Origin of the sequence: Runella sp. SP2 (assembly GCF_003711225.1) — a bacterium.
Lineage (GTDB): Bacteria > Bacteroidota > Bacteroidia > Cytophagales > Spirosomataceae > Runella.
Window position 1 is genome coordinate 578,766 of the sequence record NZ_CP031030.1, and the last position, 21,717, is coordinate 600,482.

The 21,717-nt window shown below is 44.9% G+C and carries 23 protein-coding genes and 2 tRNA genes; 8 read left to right on the forward strand and 17 right to left on the reverse strand.

Translation table 11 applies throughout. From position 1 onward, the window contains the following. The 3 genes from DTQ70_RS02285 (at position 1) to DTQ70_RS02295 (ending at position 2,174) form a co-directional block, all read left to right on the forward strand. Positions 1–1,308 (forward strand): MFS transporter, encoded by a 1,308-nt coding sequence (locus tag DTQ70_RS02285; RefSeq protein WP_122929309.1) that lies wholly within the window; start codon positions 1–3, stop codon positions 1,306–1,308. A gap of 29 nt (positions 1,309–1,337) precedes the next feature. Beyond that, a tRNA-Val gene (locus tag DTQ70_RS02290) sits at positions 1,338–1,412 on the forward strand. A 72-nt stretch (positions 1,413–1,484) separates the two neighbouring features. Further along, a complete protein-coding gene (locus DTQ70_RS02295; protein ID WP_122929310.1) occupies positions 1,485–2,174 on the forward strand; it encodes a VOC family protein in 690 nt (229 codons plus the stop codon). A 12-nt stretch (positions 2,175–2,186) separates the two neighbouring features. Here the strand turns inward: DTQ70_RS02295 and DTQ70_RS02300 are convergent, their stop codons facing one another. The 4 genes from DTQ70_RS02300 to DTQ70_RS02315 form a co-directional block, all read right to left on the reverse strand. Further along, positions 2,187–3,449 carry a Y-family DNA polymerase gene (locus tag DTQ70_RS02300; RefSeq protein ID WP_122929311.1) on the reverse strand — a complete coding sequence of 421 codons (1,263 nt, stop codon included), beginning with the start codon at positions 3,447–3,449 and terminating at the stop codon, positions 2,187–2,189. A gap of 3 nt (positions 3,450–3,452) precedes the next feature. Next, positions 3,453–3,914 carry a LexA family transcriptional regulator gene (locus DTQ70_RS02305; RefSeq protein WP_122929312.1) on the reverse strand — a complete coding sequence of 154 codons (462 nt, stop codon included), beginning with the start codon at positions 3,912–3,914 and terminating at the stop codon, positions 3,453–3,455. Between the two features lie 108 nt (positions 3,915–4,022). Further along, positions 4,023–4,448 carry an energy transducer TonB gene (locus DTQ70_RS02310; protein ID WP_122929313.1) on the reverse strand — a complete coding sequence of 142 codons (426 nt, stop codon included), beginning with the start codon at positions 4,446–4,448 and terminating at the stop codon, positions 4,023–4,025. 24 nt (positions 4,449–4,472) lie between these two features. After that, positions 4,473–6,137, reverse strand: a complete 1,665-nt coding sequence (locus DTQ70_RS02315) for an amidase (RefSeq protein WP_122929314.1) — start codon at positions 6,135–6,137, stop codon at positions 4,473–4,475. Between the two features lie 146 nt (positions 6,138–6,283). Between DTQ70_RS02315 and DTQ70_RS02320 the strand changes: the two genes are divergently transcribed. Continuing rightward, positions 6,284–6,355, forward strand: a tRNA-Arg gene (locus DTQ70_RS02320). Between the two features lie 630 nt (positions 6,356–6,985). Here DTQ70_RS02320 and DTQ70_RS02325 read toward each other — a convergent pair. The 11 genes from DTQ70_RS02325 to purE all read right to left on the reverse strand — a co-directional run bounded on the left by DTQ70_RS02325 (position 6,986) and on the right by purE (position 14,822). Next, the gene (locus DTQ70_RS02325) at positions 6,986–8,203 is read right to left on the reverse strand and encodes a hypothetical protein (RefSeq protein WP_122929315.1); all 1,218 of its coding nucleotides are present in this window, start codon (positions 8,201–8,203) and stop codon (positions 6,986–6,988) included. A gap of 82 nt (positions 8,204–8,285) precedes the next feature. Continuing rightward, on the reverse strand, positions 8,286–8,537 hold the full coding sequence (locus DTQ70_RS02330; RefSeq protein WP_122929316.1) for a hypothetical protein: 252 nt from the start codon (positions 8,535–8,537) through the stop codon (positions 8,286–8,288). Continuing rightward, entirely contained in the window at positions 8,534–8,944 is a 411-nt protein-coding gene (locus DTQ70_RS02335; protein WP_122929317.1) for a hypothetical protein, read from the reverse strand. The genes DTQ70_RS02330 and DTQ70_RS02335 overlap by 4 nt, the downstream gene beginning before the upstream one ends. Then, a complete protein-coding gene (locus tag DTQ70_RS02340) occupies positions 8,944–9,273 on the reverse strand; it encodes an AlpA family transcriptional regulator (RefSeq protein ID WP_122929318.1) in 330 nt (109 codons plus the stop codon). Before DTQ70_RS02340 ends, DTQ70_RS02335 begins: the two co-directional genes overlap by 1 nt. Positions 9,274–9,353: 80 nt before the next feature. Further along, positions 9,354–10,481, reverse strand: coding sequence for a hypothetical protein (locus DTQ70_RS02345; RefSeq protein ID WP_122929319.1), 1,128 nt, complete (start codon positions 10,479–10,481; stop codon positions 9,354–9,356). Positions 10,482–10,577: 96 nt separating this feature from the next. Next, a complete protein-coding gene (locus DTQ70_RS02350) occupies positions 10,578–10,820 on the reverse strand; it encodes a DUF4926 domain-containing protein (RefSeq protein WP_122929320.1) in 243 nt (80 codons plus the stop codon). 7 nt (positions 10,821–10,827) lie between these two features. After that, positions 10,828–11,163 carry a DUF6883 domain-containing protein gene (locus tag DTQ70_RS02355; RefSeq protein ID WP_122929321.1) on the reverse strand — a complete coding sequence of 112 codons (336 nt, stop codon included), beginning with the start codon at positions 11,161–11,163 and terminating at the stop codon, positions 10,828–10,830. Then, entirely contained in the window at positions 11,163–12,506 is a 1,344-nt protein-coding gene (locus DTQ70_RS02360; protein ID WP_122929322.1) for a site-specific integrase, read from the reverse strand. The genes DTQ70_RS02355 and DTQ70_RS02360 overlap by 1 nt, the downstream gene beginning before the upstream one ends. 262 nt (positions 12,507–12,768) lie before the next feature. Then, a complete protein-coding gene (locus DTQ70_RS02365; RefSeq protein ID WP_122929323.1) occupies positions 12,769–13,401 on the reverse strand; it encodes an acetyltransferase in 633 nt (210 codons plus the stop codon). 115 nt (positions 13,402–13,516) lie between these two features. Then, the gene (locus DTQ70_RS02370; protein ID WP_122929324.1) at positions 13,517–14,230 is read right to left on the reverse strand and encodes a LysM peptidoglycan-binding domain-containing protein; all 714 of its coding nucleotides are present in this window, start codon (positions 14,228–14,230) and stop codon (positions 13,517–13,519) included. 103 nt (positions 14,231–14,333) lie between these two features. Continuing rightward, positions 14,334–14,822 (reverse strand): 5-(carboxyamino)imidazole ribonucleotide mutase, encoded by a 489-nt coding sequence (gene purE / locus DTQ70_RS02375; protein ID WP_122934240.1) that lies wholly within the window; start codon positions 14,820–14,822, stop codon positions 14,334–14,336. Positions 14,823–14,939: 117 nt separating this feature from the next. Here purE and DTQ70_RS02380 point away from each other — a divergent pair, with 117 nt between their 5' ends. Beyond that, positions 14,940–15,848 carry a sterol desaturase family protein gene (locus tag DTQ70_RS02380; RefSeq protein WP_122934241.1) on the forward strand — a complete coding sequence of 303 codons (909 nt, stop codon included), beginning with the start codon at positions 14,940–14,942 and terminating at the stop codon, positions 15,846–15,848. Here the strand turns inward: DTQ70_RS02380 and DTQ70_RS02385 are convergent. Next, on the reverse strand, positions 15,823–16,848 hold the full coding sequence (locus DTQ70_RS02385) for a LacI family DNA-binding transcriptional regulator (RefSeq protein ID WP_122929325.1): 1,026 nt from the start codon (positions 16,846–16,848) through the stop codon (positions 15,823–15,825). The two genes, DTQ70_RS02380 and DTQ70_RS02385, sit on opposite strands and share 26 nt — an antisense overlap. Before the next feature lie 102 nt (positions 16,849–16,950). Here DTQ70_RS02385 and mce point away from each other — a divergent pair, with 102 nt between their 5' ends. Together mce and DTQ70_RS02395 are read left to right on the forward strand one after the other, a co-directional pair. Next, a complete protein-coding gene (mce, locus tag DTQ70_RS02390; RefSeq protein WP_122929326.1) occupies positions 16,951–17,358 on the forward strand; it encodes a methylmalonyl-CoA epimerase in 408 nt (135 codons plus the stop codon). Positions 17,359–17,364: 6 nt separating this feature from the next. Continuing rightward, on the forward strand, positions 17,365–18,024 hold the full coding sequence (locus DTQ70_RS02395; protein WP_122929327.1) for a lysoplasmalogenase: 660 nt from the start codon (positions 17,365–17,367) through the stop codon (positions 18,022–18,024). Positions 18,025–18,117: 93 nt separating this feature from the next. Here DTQ70_RS02395 and DTQ70_RS02400 read toward each other — a convergent pair whose 3' ends face one another. Further along, entirely contained in the window at positions 18,118–20,754 is a 2,637-nt protein-coding gene (locus DTQ70_RS02400; RefSeq protein ID WP_122929328.1) for a BamA/TamA family outer membrane protein, read from the reverse strand. Between the two features lie 20 nt (positions 20,755–20,774). On the opposite strand from DTQ70_RS02400, the gene DTQ70_RS02405 reads away from it, so the two are divergent. After that, positions 20,775–21,521 carry an RNA methyltransferase gene (locus DTQ70_RS02405; protein WP_122929329.1) on the forward strand — a complete coding sequence of 249 codons (747 nt, stop codon included), beginning with the start codon at positions 20,775–20,777 and terminating at the stop codon, positions 21,519–21,521. Positions 21,522–21,717: the final 196 nt, after the last annotated feature.

The following is a 21,717-nucleotide window of genomic DNA, read 5'->3' on the forward strand; positions in this document are numbered from 1 at the left end:
ATGGAAAAGAATAAACCCTCCATTCTGAACGCGTGGTGCATGTACGACTGGGCCAACTCCGTCCATGCACTGGTGATTGTCTCGGCGATTTTTCCTATTTATTTTAGCAATACGGCCGTCAATTCGCAAGGTGGCCCCGATGTCGAGTTTTTGGGGTTGACTGTCAACAACTCGGCTTTGTTTTCGTTTGCAGTGTCGTTTGCGTTCTTGTTCATTGCGGTGGTCAATCCGATTCTAGGAGCGATTGCCGATTTCAGCGGGCAGAAAAAGCGCTTCATGCAGTTTTTTGTCTATTTGGGAGCGTTGAGCTGTTTGGGGTTGTACTTCTTTGACCGTGAACACCTTACGATTGGGATTTTGGCGTTTACGCTTTCACTGATTGGCTGGTCGGGAAGTATTGTTTTTTACAACGCCTACCTGCCCGAAATCGCGACCGAAAATCGTTTCGATAAACTGTCGGCGCGGGGGTTTACCATGGGGTACGTGGGGAGTGTTTTGTTGTTGATTTTTAACTTGACCATGCTCATCAAACCCGAATGGTACGGTGGAATTGACTCGGGAACGGCCTGCCGTATTTCGTTTGTAACGGTAGCGATATGGTGGATTGGCTTTTCACAAATCCCTTTTTACTATTTGCCCAACGGTACGCCTTCCAACGAAGCACGTACGGGCGGGTGGATTTGGAACGGCTTTCGCGAACTGAAAAAAGTGCTGGCTGAGCTTAACCATTTGCCCATTACCAAACGGTTTTTGGTGTCGTTTTTCTTTTACAACATGGGGGTTCAAACCGTGATGTACATTGGAACCTTGTTTGGAAGCAACGAACTTCACTTGCCAGATAATGCACTGATTGTGACCATTTTGTTGTTGCAAATCTTGGCCATCGTTGGTGCGTACTGTGCAGCGGTTTTGTCGGGAAAATGGGGAAATACCAAAACCATTGCCTTGATTCTTTTTATTTGGATTGGCGTGTGCGTGTCGGGATACTTTGTTTATACTGAGCTTGAGTTTTACGGCTTGGCTGCCATGATTGGTTTTGTGATGGGAGGTGTTCAATCGCTGTCACGCTCTACGTACGCCAAACTTTTACCCGAAAATACGTCCGATACAGCTTCGTATTTTAGCTTTTATGATGCTTGCGACAAATTTTCGACGTTTTTGGGAACGACCATTTTTGGAATTATCACCCAACTTTCGGGAATGCGGAACAGTCTTTTGTTTTTGGCGTTCATTTTTGTGCTTGGTTTGTTGATTTTACGTCGAATTCCTTCGCAAAAAATTTACCGAACTCCCTTGAGTGGTACATAAAGTTACTATATTTGTGGCCGAAACCCGCTAGGATCTTAGCTCAGTTGGTTCAGAGCGCTGCCTTGACAGGGCAGAGGTCATCGGTTCGAGCCCGTTAGGTCCTACTTCAAAACTGCAATTAGCTTCCCATAGTTAATTGCAGTTTTTGTTTTTAATCCAATAAAACAGCAAGCACCATGAAAATTTTAGCCCTAACCCTTCAGACCAACAACCTAAAAGCAACCGAAGAATTTTATTCAACTGTGTTGGGATTGCAATTGGTTGAAAAAACCGAACGTTCGCTTTCGTACGCAGTCCATTTTTCTCGATTGACGTTTGAACTGACCGAGGCAGAAGTTTGTCCTACTTACCATTTTGCGTTCAATATTCCTTTAAACAAGATGCAAGAAGCGCTGACTTGGTTGTCAACGAGGGTACAACTGATTCTCAACGAGGACCAAAAGCAAATTGTTGATTTTAAGGATTGGAAAGCCCACGCGATTTATTTTTACGATGCTAACCAAAATATTTTAGAGTTTATTGGTCGAGAAGGGTTACAAAATAACTCAGCAAAAGCGTTTGATACAGATGGTATTTTGTGCCTCAATGAAGTGGGAATCGTAACGGAAGATCCACTAAAACTGGCCGAAGAAATTCTGGGAAAAACCAAGGTAAACTATTTCGACAAAGGCCCCAAACGCTCTGATTTTGTGGTAATGGGCGACGATAACGGCCTTTTTGTGATTTCTACCGTTCACAGAAATTGGTACCCCACTTCACACCAAGCTCAAAAATACAACGTAGGCGTTGCCATTCGTGTTGGTGTCAACAACCCTTGTGATTATCAGCTTGAGTTTAATGATGGAAAGTTAGCGGTGCTCTTATGATTTGTTCTTTTTTTACGCTTTTACCTCCAGCAGTTCTTGCCAACGAGTGGTATAGCACCGCGATTTACGTTCTTGTCGCAAATGCCAGTTGCGGTCAAATCCCTGAACTGCTACCCGTACCGTATCGCGGCCCATACGGCGGTTAAGCTCGTCGAGCGCCCGCATCGCTTGCGTATCCAGTTGGCGTTTACGTCCGTCAAAAAGGGAGATTTGTACTTGATTTTCGGGCACAATACCGCTGATCATTACCCCCGCTTTTTTATAGTGATAACTTTCCTTAAAAATAAGCTCAAGCCCTCTGAGGGCATAGCGGATAATTTCAAAACTACTACTGGTGGCAGTAGGCAAGTGAAGGACTTTGGAGTTGAAATACTGAGGCTGATCGGGGCGGTTGGGGTTTGTATATAAGAATACGTGCAAGATATGGGCGCAGCTTTGCTGTTTTCGTAGCTTGGCAGCGCAACGAGCCGCAAAAGTAGCCACGGCTTCTTCAATTGGTTTTCGTTCCGACAACGATTTGCCAAAAGAGCGAGAAACACAAATGCCTTTTTTGGGCGCAGGCTCGGTGTCGAGCTGATAACAAATTTCGCCTTGGAGTTCACGCAACATACGCACTCCTACTACTTTCATTTTTTGGCGCACCCATTCTTCGTTGGCATTGGCAAGTTGTAAGGCATTGATAATGTGCTGCTTTCTTAACATCTCACTGTAACGCCGCCCAATTCCCCAAACATCCTCGATGGGAGTTGCGAGTAAGGCTTTTTCGGCGTCGGTATCAGTATCAATCAGATAAATCCCTCGCTGAGTTTGGTATTTTTTTGCGTAATGATTCGCAATTTTGGCCAGGGTTTTGGTAGGAGCAATTCCAATACTGACAGGGATTCCCGTCCATTGCCGAATGGTTTGTCGAATGTGAAGTGCCAGTTCTTCCAAATTTTCGTAGGGCATATTGCGTAAATCGAGAAACGCTTCGTCAATCGAATAAACCTCCATGCTAGGCACTAGCTCCGAGAGGGTTTTCATGACGCGGTCTGACATATCGCCGTAGAGGGCATAATTGGAGGAAAATACTTCGACCTGATGTTTGTCGAAAAGCTCCTGCATCAAAAATGCGGGGGCACCCATCTGTACCCCCAACGCCTTCGCTTCGTTGGAGCGGGCAATCACGCAGCCGTCGTTGTTGCTTAGAACGACCACGGGTTTTCCTTCTAGCTTTGCGTCAAAAACGCGTTCACAGCTTACGTAAAAATTATTGCAATCAAGCAGGGCAAACATCCATTATTTGGGTTGATTAATGATGAACGTCACAACGCCCCAAACGATAAACTCCATACTTTCGGTTACCAGAATAGGTTCGTAAGCAGCATGTTCGGGAATAAGCCACACTTTACCCTTATCGCGCCGAAAACGTTTTACGGTATATTCTCCATTGATGACCGCAATGACAATGTCGTTGTTTTTGACCACCCGAGAGCGATCCACGACCAACAACGAACCATCAACAATCGTTGCACCTTCCATTGAATTTCCTTTCACACGGACACAAAACGTTGCGTGGGGCTTATCGACGAGGTACTTGAGTAAATCGAGCGACAACTCCACGTAATCGTCGGCGGGAGAAGGAAAGCCTGCTTCGACACAGGAGTGGTAGAAAGGCAGACTTACACTTTCGGTGGGCTCCAAAAATGCGTAAATCGTTAACCCATCGGGTTGTTCGGGCAAGGGGTAAAACAAACTCATCAATGATGAAGGCTTAGAGATAAAGCCCTAATTAACCAATAAAAAAGACGTTTGTCAATATAAATCAACGATTTAGACGATAATAGTTTTTTAGGATGTCCGTTGCGGCTACTCTCCCTTTTTCAAAAATGAAACCGTATAATACGTTACTACATTGACGTCTTTTCCACGTACGGTACCAGGCTTCCACTTCAACGGAATTTCTTTTAACAAACGCTGTGCTTCGTTATCGAAAGGAGCGCCAATACCGCGCCAAACCATGGGTTTGAGGAGGTTTCCTTGGTCATCAACCGTGAGTACTAACGTAACTTTTTCAACACCTTTGAGCGCTGCCGCCGCTTGGAGTTGTTGGTTGTGCTCGTAGAGCCATTGTTCAAATGCGGCTTTATCAATCGGCTCAGGTTTTGTACTTAACTCTCTATCATCTTCTTTATAAACGGCCCGAACTTGCCCATTGGCGGCCGATTGAGTGGGTGCGCATGAATAGAGCGTAATAGCAACCACGAAAAGACTAAAAACGAACGCAGCTCTCATTGGTAGGGTTGAAATTAGTTGTACTTACAATTTAGGATGTTGTTTGTGCCAAGTAGTAGCGTCTTGATATACTTTAGCAACGGCCAACAGCTTGGCTTCGGCATACAGTTGGGCGCTGAAAGTAATACTGGTTGGCATTCGGTTACGGTTAAAACCGTTTGGTAAACAGATACTTGGGTGTCCCGATAAGTTGGTGTACGTCAGGTTGCCACCTACATACGTGGGCGTAATATACACGTCGATTTTTTCTCGTTTTAGTACTTGGTACAAATCTTGAATCATTTTGCTACGAACGCGCTGGGCTTGCACGTACTCAACGGCAGGAATGTATCGGGCTGAACGGAATTCGTTAGGCCACGCGTTTTTACCCTGACGAACCATTTGGTCGTCTTTGTTGGTTAACGTAAGTTCGTCAAACGCAGCGCCGCCTTCTACCCCAATCGTGATGGTAAGGTCGCCAACGGGATACGAAGGGAGTTCAAAAGGAATCAACTCTGCCCCAAGCTGACGAAGTTTGGCAAGGGTCAACGAGTCGTTGGCGCGGCCTGGGTAATTTGATTCAAAGGCTTTTTTCAAATAACCAATGCGCGTTCCTTTCAGCGTGGCAAGCGGGGCGTAGTTAAAAGGTAAATCCCGAACCGTAGCGTCTTTGCCGTCGGGGCCAACGATGGCATTAAACACCAGCGCACAATCCTCGACCGAACGAGTCATGGGGCCAATTTTATCCATGCTCCAGCTCAGCGCCATTGCGCCAAAGCGACTCACCCGCCCGAAAGTAGGGCGCAATCCCGTAACACCGTTGACGGTTGATGGCGAAACGATAGAACCTAACGTTTCGGTGCCGATGGCAAATGGCAAACAGCCCGCCGATACTGCCGACCCTGAACCTGCCGAAGAACCACTTGCGCCCGTTTTGGTATTCCAAGGGTTGCGGGTCATGCCTTCAAACCAGACATCTCCCCAAGCAAATTCGCCGACTGACATTTTTGCCACTAAAACCGCTCCTGCTTTTTCGAGGCGTTCAATGACCGTGGCGTCGTAGGGCAACTGTTGATTTTTGTAAATATTAGAACCCCACGTAGTTGGGTAACCTGTTTTGGCCAATAAATCTTTAGCACCGTACGGAATCCCGTGCAGCGGCCCGCGGTATTTGCCTGCCTTGATTTCGGCATCGGCCTGTGCGGCTTGTTTGAGGGCTAAATCCTCGGTGAGGGTAATGACATTGAGCAGGGTGGGGCGGTATTTTTTGAGGCGCTCCAGAAAAAAGGTAGTTAGTTCCACCGACGTAATTTGTTTGCTACGAATGAGTGCCCCCAATTCGGTCACGGTATAAAACGCCAAACTATCGCGGTTTTGAGGCAAAGTCACTTTTCCTACGACACTGGCTTGAAAAGGCTTTTTGGTTTTTTCAAACTCAAATCCAACGGGAACGGGGTCAAAGAGCAATGCTGGAGCAACGTCGTTGGTAAGCGGGACTTTGCGAACTCGCTCAAAACCTTTGAGTTGGTCGTTGAGGTTATCGAGCATCGAATCACGTTCGGCGGCCGAAAACTCTATGCCAAAGACTTTTGAGGCATAATTGGCGATGTCGGCGGTGATGGGTGCTTCAGCAGGTCGGTAGGCCGTTCCCAGCAAAAAACTACCTGTGCAAGCAGCAATAACCCCTAAGGGAAGTAAAAGTTTTCTCATTGATTTTTAGGTTGATGGTAAAGTAGAACTAATAATAGCAACGATTAAAGCCCGAATGGTGTTTGCAATTTAGTACAAATCTGTATATTTGCAGCCCGATTCGCTCAAAATGCGCCCGTAATTACAACGTAAGCATTTGAGTTTTTGCGCCCGTAGTTCAATGGATAGAATTTTGGTTTCCGGTACCAACGATAGGGGTTCGAGTCCCTTCGGGCGCACAATAAAGACCCCTAACTGTTTGATAGTTAGGGGTCTTTATTTTTATGTATTAGCCAGTTGCCGCGCTGGTTGCCGTTTTTTTGTTTTTCTGCATTTGTACTCCTATTTTTTCCCTAAAGTTTGATTTCATAGGGTGTCCTCTTCCACCGTTCCAAAAGTTGTTTTTCCTCCTCGGTGAGCCCTTGACGAGCTACTGGTCAAACGGTGGATTTACCATGAAGTGTATTTAATTTTTCGGACTCAATACTCCTATAACAATTATCCCCGTGCGGCCTCCTCGTTGCGTTTTTTTTGAGGCTGTGGGCTAAGGTAGGGGGGGAGGGTAAAGGATATTGAAAATGATAAATTGAAGGTCGAGGCACACATAAACACGTTTTAAAGATGCACTCTCAAACTATTGGGAAGGGGGCAAGAATAGACCATTGAGCAATTACAAATGCTAACAGTCTAGTAATAGATAGAATTTATAGGAAAATTGGCGCGTTTTTACCCTCTGAATTTAGGTTTTCGACACGTTTTTTGACACTATTTTTTGAGTGCAAGAATTTTGTGTAAGTGCCTGTTAAATAGGTGTTTATTTGTTGAATGTTGCCTTTTATTTGATGGTTATTTGATAGGGTTTTTTGACACTATCCAACGTTTTCTTTTTCCATTGGCTCACTGTCCAAATTTTTTAGATAACCGTTACTACTGTGCAGTTCCGAATACATTGCACTTGCTGCCCTGAACTTTTGCTTTCGTAGCCTTTTTTCCAAATTAATCACCTCCGCGTTCTTTTTATCATTTTTCAGTACCATCTCTGAATAAGTGAGACCTTTATTTTTCCGTCTTTTCCTCCCCTTGTTATGCTCTGTCTTCAAAGAGTTGAGTGTAACATTTTTCTCCTTTAATAATGTAAAAACGTTACACTTTTTCTCCTCGGTACTCGCTGTAGTTTCATTTTCGACCTTTTCACAAAACCATGTAAAAACGTTACACTTTCTCAACGATTCCCACTTTTGACGAGCGGCTGTTTGTACCTCATTGGCAATGGTCGTCTTTGCGTATTTTTCAATCAGTGAATGAACTTTGCGTTTTTCGTCGTCTCTTTTCCATCTTTTTAGTTTTTTCCAGTATAAAGGGTTGATAGCTTTTAAATAAAGTTTCTCCTCCTTATCAAATCCCTCGGGTAGTTCTAAATCTTCCTCAAAAAAAATGTGACTGATTCTTTCTTGAAACATATGTCCCAATCGTTCCAAAGTCTTACTATTACACAGGTCGTGCAGCGTCTTTACTTCTATCGGGGCCAGGTCTTTGCTTCTCAACGTTTTGATTTCCAGCCTGAAAATTTGAAAACTTGTTCTCTCCTGTAACCCCTTGTCATAACCTTTGACCTTGTAATTTGACGATTTGGCCTGTTTACCATGTCCACGACCTACAATACTTTTGAGGCTCTCAAATGGTGTTCGCCAGTTGTAGGTAATCATTCGGCTGATTAATTCTTCTGTCGTGAGCACGGGAGGGGCAATGTTTACCCCGTATTCTAATCCTACAATACGGGCATCTTTTGGGGAGAAATATAGTTCTTCAGAAATTTCCTCAATAGTTTGCCGTACTGCCCATTGGGGGAAGTCGTTGCTATTACTGTCGTTCCCATTCCAAAACTTGTGTATTGACCCTTCAATTATGACGGCCTTTTCTTGGACATGAATTTCCAAGTCCAAGTTTTTAAATTTAGCTTTTGGATTATCCCCTGGAATTAGCACCCAGTCGGCATCAACCGACATTTTAAATGAAAGTTTCGGGTTTTCTAGTGGTGACAAAGTGAACTTTTCGAGTGAAACTTCTATTTTTACAAAATCAATCATGCAATTTATTGCGTGTTTAATCGAACATATTTTGAAAAAGAAAGGGGTTTTTGACCCCTTATTTTTTTGCCATGATTTTTTTTTAATTTGGATCGGGGGAGGGTTCGGCCTTGTCATTTGCTTCAGCCAATGCCAGCTTTAGGACAATTAAAAAAGAGTCCTCTACCACGTTTCGCACTTGTACAACCTCTTCCGCTGTGGCAATTACAGTGCATTGACCTTTATTGGGGTCAAATTCTACAAGGTTGTCAAACTCACTGCTTATGTTGTGAGCCAAGGCGGTGATAATGAGGTGAGCTTCGCTAGTTTTGAGGTCAATTTTTATTGTTTTCATAATAAAGTTTTGTTTAAAAAATCGTTGACAAATTTCAATCGTTCCCTGGTGAAATGCTTGTAGAACCCCCTGAAAACGAAGACAACGAGGAGGTTTTTGTCTTTTGACATTGCGATTGCCAAAAGGTGTTTTTTCCCACTTTCGAGCATGTCACCCGAAAAGAAAAAACGACCGTAACAAACTTGCTGCAACCCCGTTTTAAGGGCGGTGATACCCAGTTTTTGGCGTGAGCATAAAAACTCTGTAACCCCTGCCAATTTGTATTTTGAATTTTCCCGCACGGGTTCAATTCGCAATTCATCGGGTAAACGGGAGTCCCCTTGTTTTTTTACAAAATAATCGGTGGCTGATTGACGGGCGTAGTCGTATCGGTCAAAATTGGGGGTTTTTGTTTTTGCCTTTGCCATTATTTCGCCCCCCCTGACGCACGTTTGTGCTTGAATTTGTTGGCGTTTTCGAGTGTGGCCAGCACCTCGTCACGACGGTAGCGAACGCGCCCGTTTACAGTGACCTTTTGGGGAATCAATCTTTTTTTGTCCCACTCGTAGAGAGTCATCAGCGAAATTCTGAACAAATTCGCGGTTTCACGTCGCGTAAGGTATTCGGGAAGTTTTTCTTTTGGAACGGGCGGGGTATAGGTGGCCAGTTCTTCTTTTACCGCCTCTTTGATGAGAAATTTCAGGGCGGTTCTTGCCTCGTCGTCAAAAGGAACGAGCAGCGTTTGGGAAGTTATCATTTTATATCAATCGGGGGGATTTTATCCCGACGGATACAAAATTCGATGGTTAAGGGAGGAGGGAATGGTTAGGGAATTCCCTAATTTGATTCATTCAGATAAATTTTTTTACTCGATGCGAACTCTTCGACTTTAGCTTTAAATGCTTGGCAGTTTTCATTACTAAAGTATTCTAGTACCACCTTTAAATCGTCTTTAATGTATCTCTTTTGGGATTCAGTTATATTTTTATCAATTATGACATTAACCCGTTTAATGGCCTTTTTAAAGTCTTCCTCTGTCTTTCCGTATTTGTCAGATAGTCTTTTGTAAAACTTTGTTTTATCTTCGTTAGGTTCACTGTTTAACTTTCCCTCGGAAAAGTATTCTATAAAACAGAACCGAGCCGCTGTAAGGCCGTTTTGGCCTTTAGGGAGTTTTACGTTACTCAATTTGCTTGAACCCTCCTCAAACAAAGAACCCTCTTGGGCCATCTTGTATAATCGAGAAATACAATCGTAATAAAAGAGCATTTTTAACTCGTCTTTGAGCTCCTCTACGTACTTTTTCAAACTTTCTAGCTCTGCGTAAATTACAGGTAGATTCTCGTCAGCTAGTGGAACACCTAGTTCAGCAGCAACCCTTTGAAGGATTTCGGATTCATTATCACCACTGATTATATGAAACTCGTCAAATGTATCAAGAGGTTCTATGCAAGTTGCCTTTGCTGTATAATCTTCTCTTGTATCAGCATACTTTTTGGCCTCCTCTTTGATTATTCGTTTAAAGTTTTCTGCATCAAGATTTTGCCAATCTGCAATGATTTTACGATAACAGTCCTCTAATTTTTCCCAATAAAAAGAGTCCTCCCAGAATAGCCTCTCAAATTCTTGCGACAAATCAGCGTATTGGGTTGAAGACTGCAAAACTTCTTTAACCAAGGTTTCTATTTTCTTGATTTTTTTTGGTTGGGTGTACATGTTTAATCGAACGTGATTTTGATTTGAGTCCAGGCACTGATTGAAATATTGAAACACTTTGACCCCACAAATGGAAACGGTTAAATCGGTTGAGGTTTTCCCCTCGTTTTTGCGGGTACGTTTGGCAGAATAAAATACCTCGATACCCAAAAACACTAAAACACTGATTTGTGTAACTACCTTTTCGCTCTCTCCTCCTCTTCGTTTTACCGTACTTTCATTGGTTCGGAGGAGGGAGAAAAGGGGCATTACTCAATGCTTTGGCTTCCTCGGCTGTAAAAGGGCTGAAAGTGGGTGTTGGTCATATTCGGACGGTTGGTTTTATGGTACGGATTCTTTTTACAACTACGCGGCATTTTGTGCGGGTAGGTCGGTCATGTGAAGGATAGCATTTTGTAACTGGACAGCACAAATTTCGTTTTCGTCCAGTGTAACGACGGCCACGGTGTCGCCTGCTGCGTTTACAAATTCAACTTCGTACAGGCCGCCACCATCATAGACAAATGCGACAGTTCCAATGTCTCCCCGCATAAGTTTCTTTTCGGGTAGGTTCTTGAGGATAGCTACTAAATCAGTTTCGTTGTGCATGATGTTTCTATTTTTTAGGGTATGCAGTTACTAATTTGGGTTCAATCTGTCCAGTCTGAATCATCCAAACAGTGGTAATTTTATAGTTGCGCTGATTGGGGGCATTTAATAAACCTTCTACGATGTATTTATTTCCCCTTGGGGTTGCCTCTACCTCGGCTACTATTCCGTTGATAGCTACTTGTTTTATGCCATCGGCCAAAATGTTCGGTTGTTCGAGACTGTACCCTATTGAGGTATAAAATTTTGCCTTGCCTTTGTTTTGTGGGTGGTATTCGTCTAGTAAATACTTTGTGATTTTTTCATTCGGTACTACTGCCAAATCTGCATCAGGTAGTTTCATTAGTTCGCAATTTTAAAGACTCCCCGTTTTTCCTGCGTAAAGAATGGGTGTTCTGCCATTCGGTGGGCTACCTCTTCATTGGTTACTTTGATGTATTTCATAAATGAGGTTTCGGTACGGTGCCCAGTGAGTCGCATTATGTCAATGGTTGGCACTCCTTCTTTATAGGCGTTGGTCGCAAAAGAACGTCGGGCGGTGTGGGTTGTGACCAATTCCCATTTTTGGCGGGTCTTGGTTTCTTTCAAACCTCCCTTGGTTTGGGTAATAGTTACTTTTTCGTTGAGCCCTGCCAGTTCGGCAATTTCTTTCAAGTACTGGTTCATCCGCTGATTGGTCAGAACGCGGGGCGGTATGCCGTCGTATTTTGTGAGTATTGCCCGTACCTCTGGTTTAAGAGGGACATAAACGGGGTGGTCTGTCTTTTGTGTCGTTACCCGTACAAATTTCCCATCATTGATGAAGTTTTCGGGCTGTAATTGATTGAGGTCAGAAAATCGTAAACCCGTGTGACAACCAATGATGAACACGTCTCGAACGCGATCGAGTCCAGCCCGTGCCGAAAGGTCGAGGTTGTAAATGCGTTGGATTTCGTCGAGGGTGAGGTAAATATTTTCTGATTCCTCCACGGGTTTTACAAAGTCCTCATCCTGAAAGGCGGTATTGGTGTGCATTTTGTCTTTCATCGCCTGACGCATGAACACCTTTACATACTTGACAATCCCCCCTTTGGTGTTGGTGGCCTTTCCTTGGTCGTTGAGGTACTTAATGAGTTGCTGATAGAAACGAAGGTCTATTTTATCAAAATCCACTTGGTAGCGGGTCTTTTTCTGAAATGCCCGTAAATGATTGAGGGTCTTTTTATAGTTTTTGATTGAACTTTCAGAGTAGCGTTTGCCCGTACGTGGAATGGTTCTTTCTCCGTTGGCGCACTCCTCAATGAATTTTTCAACCCACGAAAAGAGGGTGAGTTTTTCAGTAGTAGAGGCAACTTTACGGGGTTTGTTGAGATTAAACTCTTTATCGAGTTCAGCCCTGAAAAATTCGGGGGTCGGTTCAATCTTTTCGGCCTTGACACGGGAGTTGATACCCCCCACTGCGTCGGCAATGCGGTTGAGGTGGTTTCTGATTTCGTCGAGTTGTTCTTTGGTGGTTCGGTCAAACTTTTTGGTCTGAACCGTGGGGCGGTCGGTGGTGGAGTCCCACAAAGAAGGCTGAATAGATACCCCCGTTGAGTACTTCAAACGAGGGACGCACGTACGGCAAATAAGGTAAACCAAGGTCGGTTTTTCCGAATTAGGCTCTTTTAGCACAAAACGCGCCTGATTTGTGATTACTTTTCCCATGAATTTCTGCGTTTATCGAACAGAAACAAAGATAATGGAAAAAATACGAGGGGACGCGAGAGGGGACGTTTTTTTCTTATTTACCCTTATTTCTTTTAATAAAGATAGATAAGGAATTTTGTTAATAGTCTGATAATGAACAGTTTTTGTTTTTGCTCAATAAGGCGAAATACAGGGGTTCGAGTCCCTTCGGGCGCACAAAAAAAATCCCGCTGACCAGTCAACGGGATTTTTTTGTTATTGAGACGTTTCAAGAAAAATCTTACACCTTCTTCGCAGGATTTCCAAAAACTCTTCCTCCCGCTGGGACGTTTTCTACCACCACGGAGCCAGCTCCTACGCTTGCACCTTGGCCGATGGTTACGCCCGCGATGATGGTCACACCAGATCCAATAAAGGCGTCGTTTTCAATCGTTACGTTGCTTCCTACGACGCTCCCTGCGCCAATATTGACAAAATCGCCTACTTCGGCACCGTGTTCTACGATGGCGCCCGTTTGGAGGATGCTGTGGTTTCCTACTTTGGCAGTAGCGTTGACGACGCTTCTGGGAGCAAACAAATTACCGTGGCCAATTTCAGCCAGCGCCGAAATAACCGCCGTATCATGAATGGCATTGACGGGCATCACGTGGCGGCGTTCGTTGAGCATTTCGACGAGGTCGCGACGGATAGTCCGTTCTTCGATGGCGACAAACGCCTCACATTTTTTACCAATAAGTTTTAAGAACCCATCGTCGTCGGTAGCTCCTAAAACCGAATATTCGCCGATTTCGGTGCCGTGTAGGTCGGCATCGTCGTCGAGCAAGCCATACACAACAACATTATTACGTTGAAAAATATCTAAGGCAACAAGTCCTAAGCCTTTTGCCCCAAAAATAAGAACTGGATTTTCCATAAATGATTTTCAGATGATTTCTGGATGTGGTCGTCAAAACCTATCAAGTAAAAAGCCCTGAATGGGGAAAATAGTTCCTCGTTCAAGGCTTGTAATGCAGTTGTGTCAGCGCTGATTATTTCTTTTCAGGAAACGGAATAATGAGCTTTTCTCCGCGTTCGGCAATGTTTTGGGTCTTTTTGTTGGCGGCCATCAGTTGCTCCACCGTCACACCATACTTGGCTGCAACTACGCGCAAAATATCGCCTGGGCCAACGGTATGAATCGCTTGTACCCGAATTTTAATTTTTGTCACACCCGACTTGACGTCTTTGCTTTCGTCCTGAATATTTGGGTTGTTGCCTTTGAGCGTAGTGCCTCGCACGTTGTAGCGATTGGCAATCCCATAAAATGTTTCTCCTGCCTGAACCACGTGCGTGATTTCGATTCCACCAGGGTCAACAGCCACGGGTTTGGGCTTTTCAGCTGGTTTTTCTTCCGTTTTTTTAGGCGTTTCTTCCTCTTCTGGTCGTGGCGTAGCAGTCGCTAATTCTTCTTTTGAAGCGGGCGCTGGTGTCGATTTGTCATCGATAGCGACATCGGCATTTTCGGTTTGTTCGGTGGAAGCAATAGCCGCAGGGTCTGTATTTTCAGGTACAGGCTGAAGCTCACGGGCGTTGGGGTCAACGGGTGTGTTTAAGAGCTGATCCACGTCGGCGGCATCGTCGGCGATATACTCATAGCCAACATAAAGTAGCCCAGCAATCATCGCAACCAAAACAAGTAAAGAGATGTAGGGTAGTTTAGAAACCTCGTCAGGACGGCGGTTTCTATTTTCGTTTTCAGACATGTGTATTAAAAAAAGTTGAGAACATTTGAGGATACTTCCGATTTGTACTATTCTCAGAAATAACGCCGCGACAAGCTACGGAACTACAAAACGAAGGCAAATTTTATGCCATAATTTTTTGGGCTTCGAGGCTCATTTCGGCTACTTTTTGCTTTAAAGACTCTTTGTAATCGGCGAGTTGATTGGCTACGTTTTCGTCGAAAGTACCAACAATTTGTACGGCCAACAACCCCGCATTTTTAGCGCCGTTGAGTGCAACCGTTGCTACTGGAACACCACTTGGCATTTGTAAGATAGAAAGCACCGAATCCCAGCCGTCGATAGAATTACTACTTTTAACAGGAACTCCAATCACGGGAAGGGTAGTGAGCGAGGCAATCATGCCAGGCAAATGAGCGGCTCCACCTGCTCCCGCAACGATGGCTTTTAGTCCCCGTGCACGGGCAGTTTTTCCGTACTCAACCATTTTTTCGGGGGTGCGGTGCGCCGACACTATGTCTATTTCGTAAGCGATACCAAATTCTTTTAAAACATCAACCGCTTCTTGCATGACCTTGAGGTCTGAGAGGCTGCCCATTATGATTCCTACCATGCTGTGTTTGTGTGTATTAGTTGCTATAATACGAGCTTTTGACGGCTTTGTCAACTCTAGCGTATTAATTCTCGTTTGATTTTGCGTAAATTGCGCCACAAAAATAGTATTTTTCTAATGAGTAACGAATTAGAACAAACCATTATTCAGCTCACAACGCCTTTATATGCACTTTTAATTGGATTGGAAGCGTTGCTGAGCCACCGCCAGCACCGTGATTTCTATACTTGGCGTGACACCCTTACTAACTTCGTTTTGATGCTCCTCAACGGAGGAATTGATTTGGCCTTTCGGGCAGTTTATGTTGTTGTTTTGGTATGGTTTTATCAGTATCGTGTTACCGAAATAGATAACGTTTATTTATACTGGTTTTTGTTGTTTTTGGCCGAAGATTTTGTGTTTTATGTTTTACACGTCGTTGATCACTATTGCCGATTGTTTTGGGCAGTCCACGTCACGCATCATTCATCTGAGCATTTCAACTTAACGACAGGCTTCCGTTCGTCGGTATTTCAGCCGTTGTATCGTTTTGTCTATTTTATTCCATTGGTACTTTTTGGTTTTAAGCCTGCGGATATTGTGTTGATGTATTCGATTACGCAGACCTACGGAATTTTGGTACATACCAATTACTTAGGAAAATTGGGCTGGCTTGGGTATGTATTTGTGACTCCCTCTCACCACCGCGTTCACCATGCTTCCAATGTAGCCTATTTGGACAAAAACATGGGTATGTGCCTTATTATTTGGGATAGATTGTTTGGCACTTTCCAAGAAGAACTTGACCAAGAGCCTGTGCGATATGGACTTACCAAGTCGTTGGAAGATACAAGTTTAGGAAATACCATTTTTCACGAATGGAAAGCCATTGCGCGAGATTTTGGTAGAAACGTAGGGATTGGAACAAAATTAAAATACCTTCTCAATCCCCCTGGCTGGTCGCACGATGGCAGCACCCTAACGAGCAATCAGTTGAGGGAGTTGGAGGAAAAACAAAAATCTAGCTCTTCAGTGACGACTCTCTAATCACCAAGGCGGCAGGAAGCATCAGGCTTTCTGCCGAACTTTTTTGTACGGCTTCGTTCAAAAAAATACGGGCAGCTTCGGCCCCAATTTGTTTGCCAGGACGCCGCACGGTAGTGAGCGAAGGAAAGATATAGGCAGAAATAGGGGAATCATCAAAACCAACGACGGCCACTTGATTCGGAATGTGTAAACCGCGCTCTTTGATGACGTGCATCGCCCCAATCGCTACTTGGTCGTTGACCCCAAAAATGCCGTCGGGAGGTTGTGGTAAATCCAGCAGTCGTTGGGTCGGAATGATGGCACTTTCGATTTTGAAATTGGTACTTGCAATCAATTCATCCAAAACGGGCAGATTGTACTTTTTCAAGCATTCGGTATAACCCAGAAAACGCTGTTCGGTAATGGCCAAACCTTGTGGCCCTTTGAGGTGTGCAATGCGTTGGCATCCCATTTTAATGAGGTGCTCGGTGGCGGCAAAAGCCCCTAAATAATCGTCGATAGTGACGCGCCCCGCTTCAAATCCTTCGTATTCGCGGTCAATAAAAATTAAGGGTACTTTGCGCTGAATAATGCTTTCGAGGTGTTCGTAATGGCCTGAGTCGTAGGTTTCTTGCGAAATCGATAGGAAAATTCCCTCTACGCGGTTGGCCAATAGTTTTTCTACGTATTCTTTTTCTAACGCATAACTTTCATTGGTAACGCAGATGTTCATCAAATAACCTTGCGGCTGAAGCACACTCTGAAGCCCTTCGATGATGGTCGTTTCGTGTTGGTGATTGAGCGAAGGCACGATGACGCCCAACGTGCCCGTTCGTTTATTGAGCAAGCTCAACGACACCGAATTACGCTGATAACCCACTTTTTGGGCATACTCTTGTAAGTTTCGGCGGGTGTCTTCATTGATCAACGGGTGATTGTTCAACGCCCTCGAAACGGTAGATGGAGAACACTTGAATTTTCGGGCGATGTCTTTGATGGTAACTGGGCGGTCGGTAGCCATGCGAGTTGGAATGAATTTGCTAGCTCGAAAGTACAGAATAGTGCTGAAATGAGCGTTATATTTGGAAGAAATGTACCTTTACATCTTCATCATCAACTCACTATGCTAACAAACGTAGAACACCTCGGTATTGCCGTAAAAAGCCTAGTCGCTTCGGACGAATTGTTTACCAAATTATTCAATGTTGCTCCTTACAAACACGAAGAAGTAGCTTCGGAAGGCGTGACTACTTCCTTTTTTAAAATCAACCAAACCAAAATCGAATTACTCGAAGCGACCAATCCCGATAGTCCGATTGCGAAGTTTGTTGAGAAAAAAGGAGAGGGGATTCACCACATCGCGTTTGAAGTGGATGATATTCTGTCGGAGATGGAAAGGCTTAAAAATGAGGGGTTTGTGCTACTGAACGAAACGCCAAAAAACGGCGCAGACAACAAACTGGTGTGTTTTCTTCACCCCAAAGGTACCAATGGCGTGTTGATTGAGCTTTGTCAGGAGAAAAAAGACTGATTGAAGATGAACATAAAACTATTTATCTACATGGCGATTGTAGTCGCCGAAATTATCTGTGGCTACGTGGGTTTTCGGGAAGGCGTATATGTATTGAAGCCACTCATTATGCTATCGCTCATTTATTGGCACCTCGACTACCTAAAAACGCACCCGCTGCTGTGGATTGGGATGTGGTTTGGCCTTGGCGGTGATGTCTTTTTGATGTTTAGAGGAACTCAGATGTTCATGGCGGGACTTGGGTCTTTTTTGGTGATGCAATTGTTTTACATAACAGCATTCACAAAGCAAAAAACAGCCAAAGGAAAGCAGGAATTAACAGGAAAAACTTGGCAACTTGTCGCACCCTTTGCTTTGTATGGACTGAGTTTTTTGGCGATTTTATACCCTTCCATGATGAATAATGCTGCCACCAAAGGGCTTTGGATTCCCGTAGTGGCTTATTCGGTATGCTTGTGCAGTATGGGAGTGGCGGCCGCCTTGCGCAAATATTCCGTCAGTCAAGCGAGCTATGTATGGGTGTTGGCGGGTGCCGTGCTGTTTATTTTGTCCGATTCTACCATTGCCCTCAATAAGTTTATGCAACCTTTTGATGCTTCATCGCTCTTGGTGATGACGACCTACGCTGCGGCTCAGTGGCTGATTATTTGGGGAGTGAGAAAGTAAGGGGCAAGTTGTGGGTCGGGTTGCTCACAACCCGACGAGTGAATAGTCAGCACGAGTGGGGACGCTCGCGCTATCTGATGGAATGACAAAAAGTTAAAAAGGATAACCAATACCAATATTAAAGACGGGCAAATTGGCACTAGAGCGACGGAACGAAAATCGTGGAAGGACGTAACGCTCGTCGATGGTGATTGGCTTTCCGTCGGCGTCGGTTGTTTCAAAAATGCGGCTAGGATCATAGACTTTGATACCCATATCGAGACGAAAAATGAAGTACGAAAGGTCATAGCGCAGACCCACACCCGTGCCTACGGCAATTTCTTTGTAAAAACGACTGACGTCGAAAGCGCCTTTGAGGGTATTTTGGTTGGGCGTGGCGTTTTTGTCGAGGCGTAAGCGCCAAGCATTACCAGCGTCGATGAACAAAGCGTAATTAACATCTCCCACAAACCGAAACAAATGTCCGCGAAGTTCGAGGTTAGTTTCCATCAAAACGTCCCCTAATTGCTCAAAACGATATTCAAAACTGCTGTATTCTGTGATGCCAGGTTGCAAAGTAGTGGTAGTGCCGTTACGAAAAATCGGACTTCCCGTTTGCAAATCGACGTTCGGGTAGGCTGAGCCAAGGCCAAGCCGTCGAGGAGGCCATGCCCTGAGGCTGTTGCTTCCACCGCCCGTGAGAGATTTTTCATAGGGAGCAACCCGTCGGTTGTTGTAATTAAAAATCAAACCAGCATTGGCCCGATAGACCAGCGTACTTTTGGGGCCGATGGGGTGGTAGGTTCGGTATTCTCCGTTGAGTTTTATGAATTTATATAGTTCAAAACCTGTGAGGATGAGGGGGAGTCTTTGTTGTCGGAGAAGGTTGAGTGAAGTCCCGCCCGCTTCTACAAACCAGCGCAAATAGTGCGCTTTTCGGTTTTGACCAATGATGTTGTTATTAAACACATACGAAAAACTCATGCTCGAAATAACCGCCGATTGAAAGCTGAATTTCAGAGGGTTACCTCCGTAAGTGTAAAGTGAATCAAGCAAATAAGAAAATTTCTGACTTTGTTTACTTTCCAAAATACTCAAATCAATGGGCGTAAAGTTGAGGTATTCGTACTCGCTTTTTTTCCAGTTGTAGCGCAAACTCGCCTGAAAACCACTTCGCACAAAATCAGGGTCGGCACCCAAGAAGTCACGGTTGGTGTAATTGTAGCCAAGGCTCAGGATGCTTCGTGGAGTTTTGCGGTTGAGGCGTGAAGCCAGTTTTCCAGGAAATAAAATACGGGGAAAGATAAGGGCAGTATTGGCACCCAGTTCTAGCGTACGAACGAGTTGAGAGGTGTTATTTAACCCAAAATTGGCATCCAAAGCACCGCGTAATGACACTTCAAAGTTTTCGAGTCGCCCAAAAATATTACGAACCCGAAAAGTGCCATTTAGGAAAGGTCCAGGCAGGTTTTGTACTACGTTAACGCCACTTTCGCCCGTTACTTGGTACTTGTCTTGGGGCAATACCCGAATAAGCGTCCGAATTTGCCCATTGGTGGTATCCGACTCGATGTTAATAAATTGAAACTGGTCAAGCACACTCAACTGACGGTAAGTTTCTTCCCAATCGCTTTGTTTGTAAAGTGCCCCTGGGCGGAGCAAAATTTTGCTATCCAAAACGCGCGGGGCGTAGTTTTGTTTGGGCAAAAATGAGTACGTAATTCCGCGAAAAGAAGTGGTAGCTCGCGGTGTGCTGTTGGGGTCATTGGGAAGTGGCTCTACCCGAAAACCAACGCTGCTAAACCGATATTGGGTATGGGAAGTTTGATTACGTGGGTAATTGACCTGCAAACCTTTAATGTCCACGATGTGAAACAAGGAGTCGGTGGCGGGGTCGTGCGCGCTGGTATCTACCAAAAAGCCCCCGTAGCGTTTTCCAAGGGCATTTTGAACGGGGCGTAGGTAGTTTTTGTCAAAACCATAGTAGCCATTTTCACGCATGAGGCGCTCTATTCGACCACTTTCGTTGATGACGTCGCTATTGCGGTAGTTTTTGTTGGATTTCAAAAAAGACACTTCCTTGTTTTTTTGCAACAAGGAGTCAATGGCTGCGTCTTTATGGGTAAAAATATCGACATTTCGGAGGCGGTGCGGAAGCCCTTCTCTGATGATATAGGTGGTTCGGACGTGGCGCAAAAGGGTATCGGTGGCAAAAGAGACGTGGGCATCGCGGTAGCCTTGGTTAATCAAATAATTCTTGATTTTCTGGGCGTTGCTTTGCGCATCTTTGTCCGAGAAATAGACGGGAGGCTCTCCCACGGTTTGCATCCACCAGTTGCCCGACTCAATGCGTTTTTGGTATTTTGTGCCCAGACGCGTGTATTTGCGACGCAGTTTGGCAAGCTTTCGGCTGTCGTTGGCATAGCGCTCAAATTGAAGTTCGTAGTACGCCGTCAGTGAATCAAGTTTTTGGCGGGCGGGAGTGCGGTCGTAGCGTTTGTCGAAGTATTGATATACCCACAGGGAAACCGTTGCCCCAGGGATGGCCAAAAAACGCTTGTTGGGACGTTGGGGGAGGAGGGCGGCCAAATCTTCGGTTTTGACGGCACTATTTCCTCGGAAACTTTGGTTTCCAAGCAAAAATTCATCTTTTTTGAGGGTACTTTTTGGGGAACAAGCACCTAAAAGAAGAAGAAAAATCAGCGACAAGTACCCCAAAAAGGGGCGAAAATGAGTTGCCTTATTGTGCATTATCGACAATTATATATCTGATGCTTTCTAAGAACGTATTAAAATACCTTAGCTCACTCCAACAAAAAAAATACCGTCAAGAATACGGCGCTTTTTTGGTGGAAGGGGCTAAAAGTGTCCTTGAACTACTTGCCTCCGATTTCGAGGTAGAAATGGTGGTGGCAACCGACAAATTTTACAAAGAAAACACGAGAAGCTTAGAGAAACAACCTTTTCGGGTTGAAATAGCTACGCCTGACGAGCTCGTACGGGCAGGAACGCTGCAATCCAACGATGCGGCGCTTGCCGTGGTTAAAACGAAATCGAACGATTTTTTGTATGCCGAAGAAGGGGAATACGTGCTGGTGTTGGATGATATTCGCGACCCAGGTAACCTAGGCACGATGATTCGGATTGCGGATTGGTACGGGATTCGTAAAATGGTGTGTTCGCTCACAACCACCGATTGGTACAATCCCAAAGTGGTGGCAGCCAGTAAAGGCTCGTTTACGCGAGTTCAGGGCTTTTACACCGACTTAGGGGCTTATTTTGAGGGGCGCTTGGCGAGCGAAGTGAGCGTGTATGGGACGTTTTTGGAAGGAAAAAATATCCATCAAATTACGTTTGCCAAAACGGGCTACATCGTAATGGGCAACGAGTCGAACGGGATTGGGAGCGAGGTTGAAAAATTTGTGACGGACAAAATCACAATTCCTCGCTTTGGAGAAGCCGAATCACTCAATGTGGGCATTGCCACGGCGATTGTGCTCGACAACTGGCGACGATAGAAGGGGAATGAGACTGACCGTCTCGGCTTAATTTTTTGCGTCGGAGACGTTAGACCAAGAGGCCTCTAATGCCGATAGCGCGAGCGTCTCTGCTCGTGCTGACAATTCCGAGGCTTCAAGCCTTGGTAGGAAAAATAGGAGGCTAGAAGCCTGCTCATAAAAGGCGCGAGCGGGGACGCTAGCGCCATCGGCGGAT

Excerpts from the sequence above, each read along its gene's own strand:
- DTQ70_RS02285 (WP_122929309.1), top strand. The coding sequence starts at position 1 with ATGGAAAAGAATAAACCCTCCATTCTGAACGCGTGGTGCATGTACGAC.
- DTQ70_RS02295 (WP_122929310.1), top strand. The coding sequence starts at position 1,485 with ATGAAAATTTTAGCCCTAACCCTTCAGACCAACAACCTAAAAGCAACC.
- DTQ70_RS02300 (WP_122929311.1), bottom strand. The coding sequence starts at position 3,449 with ATGTTTGCCCTGCTTGATTGCAATAATTTTTACGTAAGCTGTGAACGC.
- DTQ70_RS02305 (WP_122929312.1), bottom strand. The coding sequence starts at position 3,914 with ATGAGTTTGTTTTACCCCTTGCCCGAACAACCCGATGGGTTAACGATT.
- DTQ70_RS02310 (WP_122929313.1), bottom strand. The coding sequence starts at position 4,448 with ATGAGAGCTGCGTTCGTTTTTAGTCTTTTCGTGGTTGCTATTACGCTC.
- DTQ70_RS02315 (WP_122929314.1), bottom strand. The coding sequence starts at position 6,137 with ATGAGAAAACTTTTACTTCCCTTAGGGGTTATTGCTGCTTGCACAGGT.
- DTQ70_RS02325 (WP_122929315.1), bottom strand. The coding sequence starts at position 8,203 with ATGATTGATTTTGTAAAAATAGAAGTTTCACTCGAAAAGTTCACTTTG.
- DTQ70_RS02330 (WP_122929316.1), bottom strand. The coding sequence starts at position 8,537 with ATGAAAACAATAAAAATTGACCTCAAAACTAGCGAAGCTCACCTCATT.
- DTQ70_RS02335 (WP_122929317.1), bottom strand. The coding sequence starts at position 8,944 with ATGGCAAAGGCAAAAACAAAAACCCCCAATTTTGACCGATACGACTAC.
- DTQ70_RS02340 (WP_122929318.1), bottom strand. The coding sequence starts at position 9,273 with ATGATAACTTCCCAAACGCTGCTCGTTCCTTTTGACGACGAGGCAAGA.
- DTQ70_RS02345 (WP_122929319.1), bottom strand. The coding sequence starts at position 10,481 with ATGCCCCTTTTCTCCCTCCTCCGAACCAATGAAAGTACGGTAAAACGA.
- DTQ70_RS02350 (WP_122929320.1), bottom strand. The coding sequence starts at position 10,820 with ATGCACAACGAAACTGATTTAGTAGCTATCCTCAAGAACCTACCCGAA.
- DTQ70_RS02355 (WP_122929321.1), bottom strand. The coding sequence starts at position 11,163 with ATGAAACTACCTGATGCAGATTTGGCAGTAGTACCGAATGAAAAAATC.
- DTQ70_RS02360 (WP_122929322.1), bottom strand. The coding sequence starts at position 12,506 with ATGGGAAAAGTAATCACAAATCAGGCGCGTTTTGTGCTAAAAGAGCCT.
- DTQ70_RS02365 (WP_122929323.1), bottom strand. The coding sequence starts at position 13,401 with ATGGAAAATCCAGTTCTTATTTTTGGGGCAAAAGGCTTAGGACTTGTT.
- DTQ70_RS02370 (WP_122929324.1), bottom strand. The coding sequence starts at position 14,230 with ATGTCTGAAAACGAAAATAGAAACCGCCGTCCTGACGAGGTTTCTAAA.
- purE (WP_122934240.1), bottom strand. The coding sequence starts at position 14,822 with ATGGTAGGAATCATAATGGGCAGCCTCTCAGACCTCAAGGTCATGCAA.
- DTQ70_RS02380 (WP_122934241.1), top strand. The coding sequence starts at position 14,940 with ATGAGTAACGAATTAGAACAAACCATTATTCAGCTCACAACGCCTTTA.
- DTQ70_RS02385 (WP_122929325.1), bottom strand. The coding sequence starts at position 16,848 with ATGGCTACCGACCGCCCAGTTACCATCAAAGACATCGCCCGAAAATTC.
- mce (WP_122929326.1), top strand. The coding sequence starts at position 16,951 with ATGCTAACAAACGTAGAACACCTCGGTATTGCCGTAAAAAGCCTAGTC.
- DTQ70_RS02395 (WP_122929327.1), top strand. The coding sequence starts at position 17,365 with ATGAACATAAAACTATTTATCTACATGGCGATTGTAGTCGCCGAAATT.
- DTQ70_RS02400 (WP_122929328.1), bottom strand. The coding sequence starts at position 20,754 with ATGCACAATAAGGCAACTCATTTTCGCCCCTTTTTGGGGTACTTGTCG.
- DTQ70_RS02405 (WP_122929329.1), top strand. The coding sequence starts at position 20,775 with ATGCTTTCTAAGAACGTATTAAAATACCTTAGCTCACTCCAACAAAAA.